This window comes from Allorhodopirellula solitaria (assembly GCF_007859855.1).
Taxonomy (GTDB): Bacteria; Planctomycetota; Planctomycetia; order Pirellulales; family Pirellulaceae; genus Rhodopirellula; species Rhodopirellula solitaria.
In genome coordinates this window covers 1-16,165 of record NZ_SJPK01000035.1, presented here as the reverse complement: position 1 = coordinate 16,165, position 16,165 = coordinate 1, and the positions used below count along the sequence as shown (strand labels likewise).

At 54.7% G+C, this 16,165-nt stretch carries 17 protein-coding genes; 8 read left to right on the top strand and 9 right to left on the bottom strand.

Features of this window, described 5'->3' with window-relative positions:
* The 3 genes from CA85_RS24045 to CA85_RS24035 form a co-directional block, all read left to right on the top strand.
* Positions 1-395: transposase (locus CA85_RS24045; RefSeq protein WP_146394173.1), on the top strand; the 395-nt coding region annotated here is incomplete at its 5' end.
* Positions 382-945: a hypothetical protein gene (locus CA85_RS24040; protein WP_146394171.1), complete on the top strand. Its 564-nt coding sequence runs from the start codon at positions 382-384 to the stop codon at positions 943-945. The genes CA85_RS24045 and CA85_RS24040, both read left to right, overlap by 14 nt.
* 4 nt (positions 946-949) lie before the next feature.
* A complete protein-coding gene (locus tag CA85_RS24035; RefSeq protein ID WP_146394169.1) occupies positions 950-1,798 on the top strand; it encodes a hypothetical protein in 849 nt (282 codons plus the stop codon).
* Between the two features lie 78 nt (positions 1,799-1,876).
* Here CA85_RS24035 and dbpB (CA85_RS24030) read toward each other — a convergent pair whose 3' ends face one another.
* The 7 genes from dbpB (CA85_RS24030) to queC are packed head-to-tail and all read right to left on the bottom strand — an operon-like array spanning position 1,877 to position 8,127.
* A complete protein-coding gene (gene dbpB / locus CA85_RS24030; RefSeq protein WP_146394167.1) occupies positions 1,877-3,028 on the bottom strand; it encodes a DGQHR domain-containing protein DpdB in 1,152 nt (383 codons plus the stop codon).
* 19 nt (positions 3,029-3,047) lie between these two features.
* Positions 3,048-4,289 carry a tRNA-guanine transglycosylase DpdA gene (dpdA, locus tag CA85_RS24025; protein WP_146394165.1) on the bottom strand — a complete coding sequence of 414 codons (1,242 nt, stop codon included), beginning with the start codon at positions 4,287-4,289 and terminating at the stop codon, positions 3,048-3,050.
* Between the two features lie 2 nt (positions 4,290-4,291).
* Positions 4,292-5,440: a DGQHR domain-containing protein DpdB gene (gene dbpB / locus CA85_RS24020; protein ID WP_146394163.1), complete on the bottom strand. Its 1,149-nt coding sequence runs from the start codon at positions 5,438-5,440 to the stop codon at positions 4,292-4,294.
* Positions 5,433-6,377 carry a hypothetical protein gene (locus CA85_RS24015; RefSeq protein WP_146394161.1) on the bottom strand — a complete coding sequence of 315 codons (945 nt, stop codon included), beginning with the start codon at positions 6,375-6,377 and terminating at the stop codon, positions 5,433-5,435. The genes dbpB (CA85_RS24020) and CA85_RS24015 overlap by 8 nt, the downstream gene beginning before the upstream one ends.
* Positions 6,378-6,411: 34 nt before the next feature.
* The gene (gene queD / locus CA85_RS24010; protein ID WP_146394159.1) at positions 6,412-6,774 is read right to left on the bottom strand and encodes a 6-carboxytetrahydropterin synthase QueD; all 363 of its coding nucleotides are present in this window, start codon (positions 6,772-6,774) and stop codon (positions 6,412-6,414) included.
* Between the two features lie 16 nt (positions 6,775-6,790).
* The gene (gene queE, locus CA85_RS24005; RefSeq protein ID WP_146394157.1) at positions 6,791-7,426 is read right to left on the bottom strand and encodes a 7-carboxy-7-deazaguanine synthase; all 636 of its coding nucleotides are present in this window, start codon (positions 7,424-7,426) and stop codon (positions 6,791-6,793) included.
* Entirely contained in the window at positions 7,423-8,127 is a 705-nt protein-coding gene (gene queC, locus CA85_RS24000; RefSeq protein WP_146394155.1) for a 7-cyano-7-deazaguanine synthase QueC, read from the bottom strand. The genes queE and queC overlap by 4 nt, the downstream gene beginning before the upstream one ends.
* Before the next feature lie 377 nt (positions 8,128-8,504).
* On the opposite strand from queC, the gene CA85_RS23995 reads away from it, so the two are divergent.
* Both CA85_RS23995 and CA85_RS23990 read left to right on the top strand, forming a co-directional pair.
* Positions 8,505-9,419 (top strand): restriction endonuclease, encoded by a 915-nt coding sequence (locus tag CA85_RS23995; RefSeq protein WP_146394153.1) that lies wholly within the window; start codon positions 8,505-8,507, stop codon positions 9,417-9,419.
* A 1-nt stretch (position 9,420) separates the two neighbouring features.
* Positions 9,421-10,371 carry a metallophosphoesterase gene (locus tag CA85_RS23990; RefSeq protein WP_146394150.1) on the top strand — a complete coding sequence of 317 codons (951 nt, stop codon included), beginning with the start codon at positions 9,421-9,423 and terminating at the stop codon, positions 10,369-10,371.
* 801 nt (positions 10,372-11,172) lie between these two features.
* Here CA85_RS23990 and mntR read toward each other — a convergent pair.
* Positions 11,173-11,634, bottom strand: coding sequence for a manganese-binding transcriptional regulator MntR (gene mntR / locus CA85_RS23985; RefSeq protein ID WP_146394148.1), 462 nt, complete (start codon positions 11,632-11,634; stop codon positions 11,173-11,175).
* Positions 11,635-11,933: 299 nt separating this feature from the next.
* Between mntR and CA85_RS23980 the strand changes: the two genes are divergently transcribed.
* The 3 genes from CA85_RS23980 (at position 11,934) to CA85_RS23970 (ending at position 14,966) form a co-directional block, all read left to right on the top strand.
* The gene (locus CA85_RS23980; RefSeq protein WP_146394146.1) at positions 11,934-13,007 is read left to right on the top strand and encodes a DUF1559 domain-containing protein; all 1,074 of its coding nucleotides are present in this window, start codon (positions 11,934-11,936) and stop codon (positions 13,005-13,007) included.
* Positions 13,004-14,155, top strand: coding sequence for a hypothetical protein (locus tag CA85_RS23975; RefSeq protein ID WP_146394145.1), 1,152 nt, complete (start codon positions 13,004-13,006; stop codon positions 14,153-14,155). The genes CA85_RS23980 and CA85_RS23975 overlap by 4 nt, the downstream gene beginning before the upstream one ends.
* Positions 14,156-14,507: 352 nt before the next feature.
* Positions 14,508-14,966: a hypothetical protein gene (locus CA85_RS23970; protein ID WP_146394143.1), complete on the top strand. Its 459-nt coding sequence runs from the start codon at positions 14,508-14,510 to the stop codon at positions 14,964-14,966.
* 174 nt (positions 14,967-15,140) lie between these two features.
* Here the strand turns inward: CA85_RS23970 and CA85_RS23965 are convergent, their stop codons facing one another.
* Positions 15,141-16,025: a DUF3472 domain-containing protein gene (locus tag CA85_RS23965; RefSeq protein WP_146394141.1), complete on the bottom strand. Its 885-nt coding sequence runs from the start codon at positions 16,023-16,025 to the stop codon at positions 15,141-15,143.
* Between the last annotated feature and the right edge of the window lie 140 nt (positions 16,026-16,165).

The following is a 16,165-nucleotide window of genomic DNA, read 5'->3' as shown; positions in this document are numbered from 1 at the left end:
ATCTCGATGAGGACGGTCAGGTCGAGATGCAGATCCTTCAGAAAAGTGATCTTCAAACGGGCCGTGCTTGGGCTATCAAAGAGAACTTTCGTCACTTCTGGCTGAGTGAGAATTCAGGCACGGCGGGGGAGTTCTTCCGTTCTTGGTACGGCTGGGCGATTCGCAGTCGCTTGGAGCCAATCAAGAAGGTCGCGCGGATGCTCAAGAGGCATCTGCCTGGACTGCTGAGCTACTTTCGGCATCATGTCACTAATGGGTTGGCCGAGGGATTCAATAGCAAGATTCAATCCATCAAGTCAGCCGCAAGAGGCTTTCGTTCCTTCGCCAACTACCGACTCAGGATTCTGTTTTACTGCGGCAAACTCGATCTGATGCCGGAAAATGCGTGCCACTAAATTCCGAGAAGAACCCCCTCTGGAAGACCAGTCTTGGAACTTTGACGACGTGTTCGGTTCCGTTTGTAAGGGGGCGAATGCTCGGGAACGTTGCGAATTCTGGCAGAGGGATCTCTGGTTTAAGTATTTTGACGCGTTTTGGACTCCAGTTAGCGAGAACTTTACACCACGACTTTGGCCTGAAACTAAAGAGGACTGGCCAACCGGATCAACGAACACCGACAGAACACGCCGACTGCTGTTGCGTGTTACGGTTCTTGGATTGCTCCAGTCGGCGATATTGGAAAAGTGGCGGTCTGACCTTAAGAGTGATATCGCCCGTGAGATGACGACCCTAAAGAAAGAGCTCAAGATCTCAAAGTTTCAACAACGAATAAAAGTTCTTGTCGGCCGTATCGATCCCGACTTTTTCACTACGTTGAATTTCGCAGGGTTTGATGCATCGAAGGACGTCCGGGATGATTTGGTGAAACAGTTCTTGATTCTGCTTCATGAGAGGCAGCCTTTTGACGACATCAAGGCGAACCACAAATTCTGGAATGCTTCGTAGAACAATGAGCGATACTGATAAGCTGACGGCGATCCTTGACGTTCTATCGGGCACGGCGTTTGAGTCTGTCGATGAAATGCTTGGTGTTTATGGGGGGCTCGGTGCTCCCGTCGACGAAATTCGAAATGACTTATGTGCGATGGTACGTGAACGCACAATAATGTGGTTACTGAGAAGAACCACTGCAAGAAATTTCAATGAGCGGACGCGGATTATGACGAAACGAATGGCCGAACTGCTTCGTATTGGTGACCAGCAGAACGGGGCATTTCAGTCTGTCGTCAACCAACTGGTCGATCTGGAAGCCAGGATTACCGACGCAGAAAACGTCGAAAAGAACGGAACGTCTGACACACCAGAAGCTTCGATTCGAGATCTCCTGAAAGGCCAGGGTTGGCGTTGTGCGGCATGTGGGATCCCGTTGAAGAGTCACGTCCGACGACGGATGCCCCGGTTTGCCGAGGAACTTGAACCGATATCTGAAATGCAACTCGACCACGTTGAACCGTTTTACATAGCGGCAAATCAAACCCGCATGGAAGTACTCTGCAAAGAATGTAATATTGTCAAGAGTGACCGCTTAGGTGTGCAGGAGGATGGTTTTGTGTTTTGTGCAAACCACCTTCGACCAAAGAACAGGGCGTCTACGATCCGACGCATGGCGTTTTGGACGACATATAAAACACGTTCGTGCGAACACGATGAGTGCGCTGCTACGTCGAAAGATGGCATATTATTAGTTGGGCGAAAGAACTTAGGAGTCGCCTGGGCTTACGGGAACTTGAGTGTTTGGTGTGACAATCACGCACCAATTCGAGACAGTTGGTATTGCCACAGTTTTCCTGACTTATAGTCCTTGTCGATCTGTCTAGACCAATCCCCGTTCGGTTTTGACACCTTTGATTAGGGGCTAAGGCTTTTCGATGAATAGCTACTTCTTCCACACCAATTCGCGGTACATGCCGAGGAGGTGGCTTGAGAGCATCTGAATGTGACGCGGGACGTTTTGGACTTCGTTCCACTTCAGTGTGTTGCCACCGTCAAAGTCCCATTCGCCCTCCGTCCAATTGCAAACGTCCTTCAAAGGCATGAGTTCTTTTTTGAACAATTGTTTGGTGAGCTTCTTTTTCTTCCGGTTGCGGTCGGCGATGGTGTCCATCAAGAATCCCATTGAAATGAATCCGGCACCGTGCATCAGTCGTGACTTCCTTGGCAACAACCCCCAGGCCTCGGGGAATACTTCCGCGACTGCAGACCAAAACTGTTTCAGCAACTCTAGCTGGTCTTCAATATCGGTGTAGAGGTAGAGCACGCCGTCCGTCAGGCTGTTTTCCAGCATTTTCAAAATTGTATTGTCTGCTACGACCCCCGTTCCGTTTGTTGGCGTTCGGATCATTCCGTGCAACGGTGAATCGTCGTCGAAATTCATTCGCTCAGAGATCAATGCTGGATGTCGGCGCCGTTGCAGTGCAACCGGTAGTTTTCCCCCAGTCGATGGAAGAAGTTCATAGATCAACCCTTTAGGAAGCGGTTTCGTTGCATTGACCAGTATGAATTGCTGACGTTGCTCTTCGAGTCCCTCCGCCAAGAAACCAATCACGCAAACGGGAAAACCGGAGACCCGAGCATCACGCAAAGCAGCGGATCGCTGCTGACCATCGACAATCCATCCTGGCTTGTCTTCTTCGGCGACTGATTCGTCAATCGGAATTTCCAGCACGCCCGAGCGACTGAACGGCGAATCTGTCCCCGCCTTCCCTGGGGTCGGTTTGAATTTCACCGTGTCGTCAAATGCAACCACTATCGCATTTGGAAGTAAAGGGTTTTCCGACTCAAGGTAGTCACGGATCTGGTTGATGTGCGCCATCACCTCGGGACGTTGGTATCCTTCGAGACCTTCATCGCCGTGCCGACTGACTCTGGAAATCGTACAGAAATCATGCAAGCTTTTCCCGTCGACCGCGAAACTGTACAGTTTTCGGTTTTTACCTTGCTTGACTTCAATCGCCGCGAGTTTGAGCACCTTTGCCTTTGCTGGTTTGCTCTTTGCGGTCGTGCGTTTTTGGGTTGTGGCAGTTGGCATACTTGTTGTTCCTTGCGTGCTAAGCAACCGCGATGCGACTGCGAATTCTCTTGAGGCGGTTATGTGTTACGTAGACGTTGTGGAATCCTCTCCGCCGGTTTCGTTCGGCACCACGAAAGATCACAACATTGATTCCGAGTTCTTGGCAAACGTTGCACTTGCACTCTTTCCAAGGCCGCTCTCGCAACGTCGTTTCGTATTCTGCGGCGTAATTCCGAGTGCCGCCGAATAGGGACTGATATTCGATCAGTAGTTCGATTAAATCAGCCCGAGGAAAGCGGCGTTTGTCAAACAGTCGCAACGCTTCCATACACTCGCGTTCCAGTCGAAACGCTTCACCCTGTCGGACTTCACCGGAGAGGATTCTATTTTTCAGCTTGACATTGATGTCAACTTGAGGGACGCGAATCGCGGCGTACTTTCGATCTTTGCCGTAGTAATTTTCTTTGTCCTCTTTGAATGCCTGTGTCAGAGGCGACGTGCTGTCGAAACTGACAACACCATGCTGTGCGAATTGCTTCACGTGATCCAGGCGAGAGACACCGAATAGATGCAGACGAGTATCCGTCTTCAGTTTCGGGGAAATCGGTTCGAGAATCTCAACGATTTCATTTGACTTCAGCGGGACAAGACCGCCAAGAGCAATGTATTTGTAGCCCATTTTCTGCAGGGCACTGAACGCTCGCGAGTAAGACTTGGGACTCCAACCCTGGACAATCCCCATTGGCTCAAAGCCGACCTTTTCTTTCTTGCACGTTTTGATGAAGTCTCGCGCCAATTCGATTGTCAAGGCTTGGCGTTCAATACAGTCCTCCGGAACCCTTTCCATCCCCGGTAACTTGTAATCCCAATCCGAGTCGTACTGAAAAATGATGTGGTCAACCGATGCGCCGTAGTCGAAACCTGCATCCTCGTAGAAACGAATCACCTCATCAACAGTGACAGGGGGCACTGATTCTTTGACGTAGGTGAACGCACCGCAGTCTCCGATCACCTTCATTCCCGGAGGCATTCTCAGGAACTCCTTGACACCTTCGACCGAGAATCGACGCTGCTGGCCGAGTGTGTATCGACCAGTCCCCGCACCAGTTCCTTCTACAATTGCCTTCGAAACCAACATTCCATCGTATGGCGGTCTCCGGTAAATCTCGTGCGCGTACAGATCATCTCTTTGTCGAATCCTGGTTTCGCTGCGTTTTTCGGTGATGAAGTCAAAACTCGGATCCACCAGGTCTTGGCTATCTGGAAAGAAGAACTCCATGATTAGCGGTTGCCCCTTGCCTGCAGATAACCTCTGATCAGGACGTTGCTGAGTACGTTGATGTGCCGAGGCACGTTATTGACGTCATTCCACTTCATGCCGTCCATGTCATCCCAGCTTCCCTTGGTCCAACGACAGATCGGTGCGACAAACTTTAGCTCTCTGATGGTGTCGGCGTTGGCAGTCTTTTCTCTCAGGTTGATGACCGGCATGATTCGATCCATCAATCGGCCCATCGCTCGAATGCCGGCTCCGTGCATCAAGCGACTCTTTGTCGGCGGTTTTCCCCAGGCTTCCGGGAACACGTCGCGGACGGCCGACCAGTAAACAACCAGCAAGGAAGTGATTCCGTCGAAGTCCGTCTCACCCGTGGAGATATTGCGATAGGGATACAAGCAGCCAGATGGTTGCGACAGGCTCTCCTCGACCATCTTGACGATGGAGTTGTCAGCAATAACGGTGTCCGGCTTTTTCTCTTTAGGCGTCGACGCTCGTTGGATAATGCCGAAGAAAGGTGATGTCTTTTCGCGGTTGAGCCAATCGCAAATCGCCGAGGGGATCTTCTTTGCTGCAAGATTGGCTGGCAGGTTGCTACTGACCTCTGGCAAGAGTTCGGTGATCAACCCGCGAGGGAGGGGCTTTGAACTATTGACTCGCAGAAACTGATCTCGTTGCAAGTCCACTTCGTCAGCAATAAAGGCATTCACCGGGATGGCAAAGTCCCGACGTCTGCATTTCGACAATGCAAGTGCTCGCTGCTGGCCGTCAACGATCCAAGCTGGTTTCGGTCCGTCGCCCGTGGGCAATTGGATTTCCAAAGTCCCGGCTTTTGAGAAGCCGTCATCCGTTGATGGACCGCGGCTTTGCTTAAACTTAATGCTGGATGAAAGCGCAAGAATGATCGAGTTGGGGAAGATTACCGAGTCCGAATCAAGATACTCGACGATGTTCTGGACGTGCTGGCGAACATCAGCGCGTTGGTAGCCGATTAGCCTGCCGCCCTCGTCTCGGGAAATACGTGAAATATCAGCGACTTGCAGGAGTTCGTCGCTCGTGAGCGTAAACATGAAAAGCGGATGATCCACATCCTGGTCGATACGTAGCGCACGTCGCTGAATTACAGTGCTGGTGCCGTTCTTGCGATTAGCCATTGAGTTCCTCCGTCACTTCGTTGAAGAGCGATGCGAATCGCTTTTGCTCGCAGGCTTTGTTCTCGTCACGCAACAAACGAAGCAACGGTGTGTGGCGTAGCGATTCGTCCGATCGTAATTTTTGACGAATGAAGTGGCGAACTTGGTCGTCCGTCAGTGGTTTGCGGTCGTATTTCTCCAGTTCGGGTTGTTGCTTGAGAAGCTTGCGATAGCGGACGGCTAACGTCGATGCCCGTGGGGGGTGCCTTGATTCTCTCAGGATCTTGTTCGCTAATCGCGTGTTGAGCGATCGTCGGGCTCCCCCGGTGACGGCCTGCATTCGCGCGTCGCAAGGCACAAGGTTTCCGTCGAGTCCGTCGAGTGACTTGGCACCGGAGCAAACGATCGCAAGTTGGTCGGGATCGCGCAAGTGGGCGACTCCTTCGCGAACATCATCGACGATGGCTCGCAAGTAGGTATCTGATGCAACGATCAGCGTTGATCGGTTCGGATGCATCGCCATCAACGCAGCTAGGCTTCGCGGGCGATCTTTAAAGTGCGCCTTCCAGCGTGATGTCGTTTCCCACCATTGTTTCGCGGCGGCCGAACGTTCATCATCGGCGAGGCCGGCAGAAACCGAATCGGGCTGATTGCCGGAGAACGTCGCGTCGTAGGGAGCGATCGAATCGTCAAACCGAATCAAGCCATAGCCTGCCGAGCAAACCCAAATGTCAATGTCGAAGAAACTGGACCCGAAAGATCGAACGTTGGCCCAGTGGTCGCCAGCATAGAGTTCACGGACAACGACTCGGTCACGCCAATTGCGATTCAACCGCGATTGCCAATCTTTCAATCGGGCCCGCAAGGAATCACCGGGCACATTCCGCAACTGGCATTCTTCAGCCACGGAGTACCTTTTCTCTTTGGTGCAAGTGACGACGACGTTGACGATACTCATCGAACGCTCGCCTCATGGTATTTTGCCGATGCGATCATTCGTGTTCTCCACTGTAGGAGCATCCGCAAGTACAGGTTTCACAAACAACAACTTTTGATAACGGCTTCAAGCATGGCTTGAGTTGACGCCAGATCCAAATCGCGATGTTTTCGCTGGTGGGGTTCTCGAGCCCTTCGATCTCGTTGAGATAGTAATGATCAAGCCGATCGAGAATCGGCTTGAACGCTGATTTGACTTCGGCGAAGTCGATCACCCAACCGAAGTGCTCGTCGACTGGCCCCGACACGTGCAACTCGACGCGGAATGAGTGCCCGTGCAACCGGGCGCACTGGTGCCCCTCCGGAACATTCGGCAGACGGTGTGCCGCTTCAAATCGGAATTCCTTGTAGAGATCCATGGCTATCGCTCCCGCCTTACGGCAACCCGATCAATTTGTGAGTCTGAATACTGAGTTCCCAGCGGGGGTGTTCGAGACAATACTGTGCCGCCAGCTTTGTGTTCTGCTCTTGCGAAAGACCGTCCATCGGCTGCAAGAAGAAACGATCAAAATCGAAATCTTCGTATCTCGCTGGATCACCACCAACCTGTGGATAAACCAGCTTGAGTTCGTTTCCAGTTCGCAGAATGCATTCAGCATTTGCCTTCGGGCTGACGCAAATCCAATCGATACCTGGAGGCGGTAGTCTGGTTCCGTTGGTTTCAACGGCGACTTCAAAGCCCTCGTCGTGCAAAGCTTCAACCGTCGCCTCGTCAAGTTGCAACAACGGTTCACCACCGGTGCAAACGACTAGCTTGTTTGCATTCCAGCTTTCTGGCCACATCGCGGCGACCGCAGATGCCAATTCGAGCGCGGATTGAAAAACGCCTCCGCCTGGACCGTCGGCACCAACAAACTGGGTATCGCAGAATTGGCAGACAGCTGCCGCGCGATCTTCTTCTCTGCCAGACCAGAGATTACATCCCGTGAAACGGCAGAACACGGCTGGCTTGCCAGCATTCGCGCCTTCGCCCTGAAGCGTGTAGTAGATTTCTTTGACGGAGTACTTCATGTTCCGACCATTTCATGATCGACGTAGCGGGTCGGATCCGACAAACCACATTGCTCAAAGCCCTGGCGTCGCAAAACACACGCGTCGCAGCGTCCGCATGCGCGTCCGTTGCTGTCCGCTTCGTAGCAACTAACGGTCGAGGCGTAATCGACACCCAAATCAGCCCCCACCTGCACGATCGCAGCCTTGGACTTGTCGATCAGCGGAGCGTGAATGGTTAGCTTGCGCCCCGACTTAACCGCCTGTGCCATTGCAAGATTCGCCATCGCTTGGAAAGCTGAGATGTACTCGGGTCGACAGTCTGGATAACCGCTGTAGTCCAACGAGTTTGCTCCAATGAAAATATCAAATGCCTCTCGCGACTCAGCCAGTGCCAATGCGTACGACAAAAAGATCGTGTTGCGAGCTGGCACATAGGTCGTCGGAATCGCAGAGTTCATCTCATCAAGCGTCCTCCCCTTGGGAACGTCGATCGAATCCGTCAAAGCAGAACCACCGAACGCTCGCAAGTCGATGTTAATCACCGTGTGATCGCCTACATCAAACGCTTCAGCAATTCGCCGCGCCGACTCGACCTCAGACTGGTGTCGTTGCCCGTAAGCGAATGTAAGGGCCGAAATTGCGAAACCCCGTGACTTCGCAATCGCAAGCATTGTCGTTGAGTCTAACCCGCCACTCAATAGAACAATCGCTTTCAACATCTGCTCGCTTCCCATTGGTTGAACGAAACGCCAAAACTGCCCACCCTGCGAACGCTGGGATTCGTTAAACTACCGTATCGATGACTATGCGTCAAATCCTAATTGCGGTAATTTGCGATCTAGTGGTCATGCAGTTATCCTGGCATTTGCCACGACACATCGCTAGCAGTTAATTGCGAATCGATGTCGGTCCAGAGCAATCGATTTTGACAGAACGAGGCTTGGCATTCCCCGTAGAGCGCTTGCTCACTGCTTCATCAAAGAGCCCGAAATGGTTCAACAAATTCGAGATCGAATGTTCGCAACCGCGTAGATCTGAACGACAGAGTACCAAACAGATTCTTCTCTCAGATAGCACTCTCACCTAGAAAACCACCATGGCCGTTCCCGATTTTCAATCCATGTTCGTTCCGTTTTTGAACGCGATTTCAGATGGCCAGGAGCATGCTATCAAGGATGTTGCCAACACGATCGCGGATCAGATGGAACTCTCGCAGGAGGATCGCGAGGAAGTGTTGCCCAGTGGCAGCCAGCGAAGACTGGCCAATCGGGTTGGCTGGGCGAGGACGCATCTGAAACACGCTCAACTGATTGAGTACACCGGACGTGGCGTCATGAAGATCACGCCGCAAGGTCAAGAAGCACTTGCCGGCAAACCCGCTGCATTGACACTGAAGGACCTCGATCAGTTTCCTGAACACTTCAGTTGGCACCACAAGAAGGCCCCGGACAAGCCGAATAGCAGCAGCGATGTGGCGACCGATTCCGACACGCTAACGCCGGAAGAACGGATCGCCAACCTCACCGCTGAGCTGAACTCACAGTTAGCAGAAGAATTGCTCAGCCAGGTCCGGAGCATGGATCCGTACAAGTTTGAACAGCTTGTCGTCGATTTGCTGTTCGCGATGGGATACGGAGGTTCTCGGGCGGAAGCAGCGAATGTGACCAAGGCGTCCAACGACGAAGGGATCGACGGTATTATCAGCCACGACCGCCTGGGGCTCGATATGATCTATATCCAAGCCAAACGCTGGCAGGAGAACATTGGCCGCAAAGAAATCCAAGCTTTCGTAGGGGCATTGGCGGGCAAGCAAGCGAGCAAGGGCGTCTTCATCACGACGAGCAGCTTTCGGCGTACCGCTGTCGAATACGCTGAAGCAGTGACGCAGAAGGTGGTTTTGATCGACGGTGAGCGTTTGGGGGCATTGATGATTGAATATGACATCGCGGTGTCACGTTCCCAGACCTTTACCCTGAAAAAAATTGACACGGATTACTTCGATGAAGTGTAGCATGGCGAATTACGACATTATCGGGGACATCCATGGGCATGCTGGCGAGCTGAGGGCTTTGCTGGATGAGCTGGGGTATGGGCGGCATGGTCGGGGCTATCGGCATGCGGAGCGGAAGGTTGTTTTTGTTGGTGACTTTGTTGATCGGGGGCCGGCGATCGGGGAGGTGGTTGCGATTGCGCGGGCGATGGTGGATGCGGGGGATGCTTTGGCGGTGATGGGCAATCATGAGTACAACGCGATCGCGTTTCATACTCGGCGGCCGGGCAATCCCTCGTCTGGGAAGACCAGCGAATGGTTTCGGCCTCATTCGCAGAAGAATTTGAGACAGCATCAGGCGACGCTGGATCAGATGTCGCCTGATGAACTGGCTGACGCGATCGGCTGGTTCCAAACGCTGCCGGTGGCGATCGAGGTCGGTGGAATCCGGGTGGCTCACGCGTCGTGGCAGACGCGGGATATCGACTGTATCCACGAAGCGTTGGCCAACGTGGGCAGGTTCACGCCCGAATTCCTTGCGATGTCCGAGGATGCTGGCAGCGATCTGAATGCGGCGATCGAGAATGTGCTCAAAGGGCCCGAACTGGGACTGCCCGCTGGATACTGGATCGTCGATAAGGCTGGGCACCGACGTGACTCGGCTCGGATCAAGTGGTACGAGGACGGGACCGGGCGAACTTTTCGCCAGCATCATCTTGGCAGCGGTGAGGTACCGGATCTAGCGATCGAGGGTAGCGATCTGGCGGCGGTCGAAACCTACCCGGCCGGCGCCGTGCCGGTCTTTGTCGGTCACTACTGGCTCACAGGCACCCCCATGCCGCTGGCGGCCAACGTGGCCTGCACCGACTATAGCGTCGCCAAGGGCGGCAAACTCGTTGCCTATCGCTGGGACGGGGAGGCGGAGTTGAGGGCTGAGAAGTTCTGTTGGGTGAGTGAAGGGGCGAGGCACTAGATCTCTGGGGTGGATATTGCAAATTGCAATCTCACCAATTCCCTTCTTCGCTAGGGTAGCACCATACGCTGGTTTGGGATCTTCTGTTGCGCGGTCGGCCCTCCCCGGATATCTCGCTGAAGGCTCGATAGCCGACCCTCCCTGCTTCGCTGGGCGGGTGAAGTGAGGAAGTGGGTGACGGGTGGGGGACTGGAGCACTGGGGTGGATATTGCAATTTGCAATCTCACCATTTCCCTTTTTCGCTAGGGCAGCACCCTACGCTGGTTTGGGATCTTCTGTTGCGCGGTCGGCCCTCCCCGGATATCTCGCTGAAGGCTCGATAGCCGACCCTCCCTGCTTCGCTGGGCGGGTGAAGTGAGAGAGTGGGTGAAGTGAGGAAGAGTGAAGGGTGGGGGACTAGATCACTCGGGTGGATATTGCAAGTTGAACAATGCAAATTGGTCATTTGCAGCGCAGCGCGGTTCGAGATCGCATACGCAATTTGCATTTTGCAATGTCGATTTTGCAATTTGCAATCTCACCATTTCCCTTTTTCGCTAGGGGCAGCACCATACGCTTGTTTGGGATCTTCTGTTGCGCGGTCAGCCCTCCCCGGATATCTCGCTGAAGGCTCGATCGCCGACCCTCCCTGCTTCGCCGGGCGGGTGAAGTGAGGTGTATCCGGTGGTGTTCGCTTCCGCTCAAACCACCGGCTATTTTCTGTAACGCCTACGGCGTAGGGAAAACCCTTGGGTTGATAACGGGAGATGGCGAGTTCTTGGGGGGGAATGGACTCGTCGTCTCGTCCACTGCGGTGGTTGTCAGCGTGTTAGCTGCGCGGTGGCTTTCTCGAGGCAGCGTTGGGTCATCGGGCTGACGTGGTGTTCGATACCTTCGGAGTCGTGAGCGGCGGTGGCCTCGTCGACGCCGATGGCCAATAGGAACGCGTGCACGACCTCGTGACGTTTTCGCGACGCGGTGGCCAGACGTTTGCCTTTGGTGGTCAGATGGATCGGTCGGTAGGGTTCTGTCTCGAGCAACCCTTCGCCGACGAGTCGCTTGACGATTCGCGTGACCGTAACGTGACTGACGCCAAAGAACGCGGCCAAGTCGACGACACGGCATTCGTCTTTGCTTTTCAAAATCTCCGCAACGGCCTCGACGTAGTCCTCCGCCTTCTCGCTGGAGTGATCCATTCGAATCCGTTCATGCGATTCTGGATCCGAAAACGACTTGGGGGCTTTCGTTGACTTCGTTTTGCTGGGACTCACGGGGAAAGGCATCCAATAATCGGCAATCAGTCGGGTGTTCTCTCGACCCGTGTGGACCACAAATTTTACCTGAAAAGCGTGGCCACACCAAGATGCTGAACAGATCTGGAGCGATTCGGTTCGGTTTTCTTCAGCCATTGGGCGGGGGTTTTCGGCAGGCGTTTCTTATGGCTTTTCGCGCCGCGTGGAGCGCAGACAAAACTTTCTCTTGCCCGGCCTTGCCCATCCTGTAGCCTGTGCTACATTCCCGGGCCAAGCGGTGTAGCGTGTGCTACACTTCCTGTTTCTCGAAGATAGATTGGAGGTACGCAATGCCATTGGTTAGTCGATCGAAGGGGTTACGCGGGCAAACGTTGGGCGACGCTGGGTGTCAGGGACGGGGTGGCTTCACACTCATTGAATTATTGGTGGTGATCGCGATCATCGGCGTGCTTGTCGGGTTGTTGCTGCCGGCGGTTCAGGCGGCACGCGAGACGGCGCGAAGGATGCAGTGCCAGAACAATTTGAAGCAAATCGGTTTGGCGCTGCACAACCACGAAAGTGCACAGCAGAAGTTCCCTGCGGGCGTGATTCGCAAAACATGGGATGAGCAACCGACGTGGTCCGATGGGCATTGGGGGTGGGGCGTGTTCGCCAATCTGCTGCCGTTCATCGAGCAGAATTCTTTGCACGGTGATCTTCGATTAGACATGCCACTACTCGGCGAGCCCCCGTCGTTCCCGATTCTCGACGAGCACGTTGATTTGGTGGACACGGCGATTGCGATGTACCTGTGCCCGAGTGACGTGGGGACGGTTCTCGACCTGCGTTACCGGCCACTGAACTACGTCAGTAGCCTGGGCAGTGGGCTGGCGGGACCGGACACGGTCGCGGGCGGTGATAAGAAAGCCGACGGCGTGTTCTTCGTTAACTCGGACACGCGAACGCGTGATATCACCGACGGCCTCTCCAATACACTGGCAATGTCAGAAACCATTCTGGGGCCGGGCGGTGACGAGGGTGACGGCTACACAACCTCGACGCGTCCGCCTCGCACCGAAAGTTACTGGTCGGCACTCATGCCATGGTCCTCGCCCACCCTGACTGAATCGGCTTGCCAAGGAGCGACATCGTTTGGCGTGACCCGGGGTAGCGGATGGGCATCGACCAGTCACTTGAGCGGCTTCTTCAACGCCTATCTTTCGCCCAACAGCGATTCTCCCGACTGCATGATTCACTATTCGTTTTCGCCGGGTTGGATCGCTGCACGAAGCCGCCATACTGGTGGTGTCAATACGTTGATGTGTGATGGCAGTGTGCGAATGATTACTGAGTCAGTGGACCTTCCGTTATGGCGGGCAATCGCGACGCGAGATGGCCACGAAGTCACGGAGATGCCGCAGTGACAAGGTTAACCGAGACGATGGATACGGATCGTTTGCCAACCACGCCGCCGGCTCGCTCGATGCGGCGACGGGCGTGGTATGCATCGATTCTCTTTTGGGTCCTGGCATTGATGCTCAGCGCCGGGGGCCACCGATTGTTTGTCAGCCTTCGCTCGTTGGACCAGCGGGTGTCCAGCGAGACGTATCAACACGAGGGAATGCGAGCGAGTTGGGTTGGCCATGGAACGGTGGAGCAATCGCTCGCACAGAAACGGCAATCGAATGAAGCATTCGTCTCGGCGGCCGCTCCCGAGTCAGTCGATGAACTGCATGTCTTGCCCGTTTCACAACTCTGGGCGGGACTGGGGGTCGCATTGACGTTGGCAACGGCGATCGTCGTCTGGGGTGCTGGGCGAATGCAGAACCGCGGGCTGCAATCGCTGGTCGGCGCGTTAGCAGGCCACGCACTGTGGATCGGCGCGATCGAGATCGGACTCGATGTCGCCGGCCGCAGGATGGGGCTCTCGGGTGCCTTGGCGGTCGTGGAGAATCGAGTCGTCGGTGTGCACGGCAGTGGCGTGCTGATCCAGTGGTCGGCGTTATTTCTCGTTCCGGTCCTGATCGGTCTGACGCTGCATGAGTCGAACCGATGCGTCGTGTTCCGCTGGTTTCGCAAGCATTTGCCGCTGACGCGATCGGTCGCGGCTAGCGGCCGGGTGGATAACTACGCGGGCCGAATATTGATTCAGTTCTTCATGACCGTTTGGTTTTGCTATGTCGGAGTCCTATGGATGGCGGACAGCTCGATCACGCGGTATTCGACAGCGATGCTGACGATCACGTTACTCGCCATCATGCTCGGCACACCGTACATGGTCTATCGAACAACGCGACAAAAATCAGTGGCCGGGATGTTTCGATACAGCGTTAGCGGCGCGGTGGTGACTTGGAGCGGGATCGAGATTGCGGCGGCGAGCAACATGATCACCGAACCGTGGCTGAATAGTTCCGTGGCCGGTCTCGCCGTATTCACCATCGGTCCGATCGTGCTGGTGGTGTTGTCCGTGATCGCGCTACGCGAGAGTTCGGGATCGGGTCGCGTCCCGGATTCACAGGCGTCTGAACGGGCTGCCGGGTCATCGAGCCAAAACGCGGAAGCGGCCGGGTAGGCGGCGCTGCCGGGGTCCTTGCGGCCCTGGTCATTACCCACAAAACCGGATCCCCTGTCAGCTTGTCTGACAGGAATCTCCGTTTTGTGATTAGATAAAGTTGGAATATTCACCCCGCTCCCATGCGGGCTTGCCCCGCGTGACAGCAAAGTTGATCGACTTGGTTTCCTGTCAGACAAGTTAGCAGGGGAACTTGTGTCGATACCGCGGTTTTCTAATTTGAAAACGTCGCTTTCGGCGTGTGTCAAGCACACGGGGGAGCAAACTCGTGGGTAATCAACCGCCTTACGGCCCTTGGCTCACTATTGCGGCGCCAACATCAAATCAATCAACACTCAGTGGAATCACTAAATTGGACAAGAACGGTAACAAACGGAGCTCCATTGCCCGAGCCACCCTGCTCATCATCGTAGTTGGCTTGGTCGGATGCAAACAAGACACTGCGCCGGAGACGCCATTGGGGTCGGGCGACATTGTCGAGCACTTAAACCAAGTCGCGTTGACGGTGGGGCCGGTGCCCGCCGAAGCGATGGGTGGGATCGCTCACGCCCTTGGTTCGCCTGATCGGGATGCCAAGATATCCGCGATGCTGGCGTGCGGCGAATCTCGCAACGTCTCGCAGAACATCCGCAGACTGATCCTGGATGTGGCGAAAAACGATTCAGATCCTTTGCTCCGCGGTGCGGCACTGCGTTCGTTGCACGAGATGGGGAGACCTTCGGCCGAGCTATCCCGTCTCACCAATCAGCTCCGAAATGACCCAGAACTCGGGGAACTGGCGGAGCATTTACGGCAAGCGAATTCGAGATAGGTGGATAGAGAGACCAAGTGATTTTGAAAGATGGTGTAAGCTTCCAGCTTGCGACTTTCGTCGGTCGCAAGCTAAAAGCTCACGCCAGTTGGGGTTCCCGGATTGCAGTTACCGATCGAAAGGCCGCTGCCGCAGACCTAACGGGCGGCCCCAATCGCACGGTACATGCGCCGGTTACTTCGTCGGCGGAAGAGTCAGAGTGTAGCGAGATGGCGGTACATCATCGCCTGTCAGCACTTCGTTATGAAGTTCCACTTGAATGCCCCCATCGACGGCAGTCGCACGACCGATCGCTGGCGATGGCGATCCCTTGTTACCTTTGCGTGGATGGTAAACCGACACGGACTGCGGTGTGGTTTGCTCTCCGTTGATGATCGGCGGCTGAAACGTGACCGATACACGAGGCACTGCCGAACGCGGGATTTTGGTTGTGGCATAGATTTCAACAAAAGATGTCGAGCGACCGTTGAAGGAAAACGTGTCGCCTTCAAACCGCAATGCGCCGACCCGGTGCTCGTTGTCGCGATCATGATCGGTCAGGTAGCAGGAAAACCAGGTGTGCGGCGTGTCATTGATTTGCACGGTTTCCTCGCGTCGTAGTTGCCAGGTGTAGGTACCAGCCTTCCACACGATTGGTTTGCGGACGCTGACGAACTCGCCTTCGTAGCCCGCACTTTCACATAGACCACCTTCGACGGGCTTCGCCGCATCAATGCTGACAGGTTCACCGCCCCAACGCGAAAAAATGGCTCCGGGGCCTGGGTGGACGCGTTGTCGATCTGTCGGCGAAGGCCAACCGTTGACATTGGACTGGATACCTCCATAGAACATGATTTTGTTCAGATATTGGCCGCCCATCGGTGCGATGTACAAATTGACGGAGTCGGGAACATCGCGATCGACGGTAAACGTAACGCCGATGTCTTGGACGTCGTCGACTGATGTCGTGCTATTCCAATACAAGTCCGTGGTATGCCAGGGACGCCGAACGCCGTCGGCAGGAACCTGTTTGATCTCGGCGTTGTCGGCAACCGCCGCCGTGGTTGGGAAAGTCGCCAACAAACAACTGGTAAGGACCTGTTCGGAAACAACTTCGGGATTTCAGCATGGGATGACATAGTTGAATTTACTGAGGCTTGAGTCCCGCTGAGTCGGTTCGTTGTCTTTGAATGCTTGCTCTACCTTGATTCCAGAGTGGT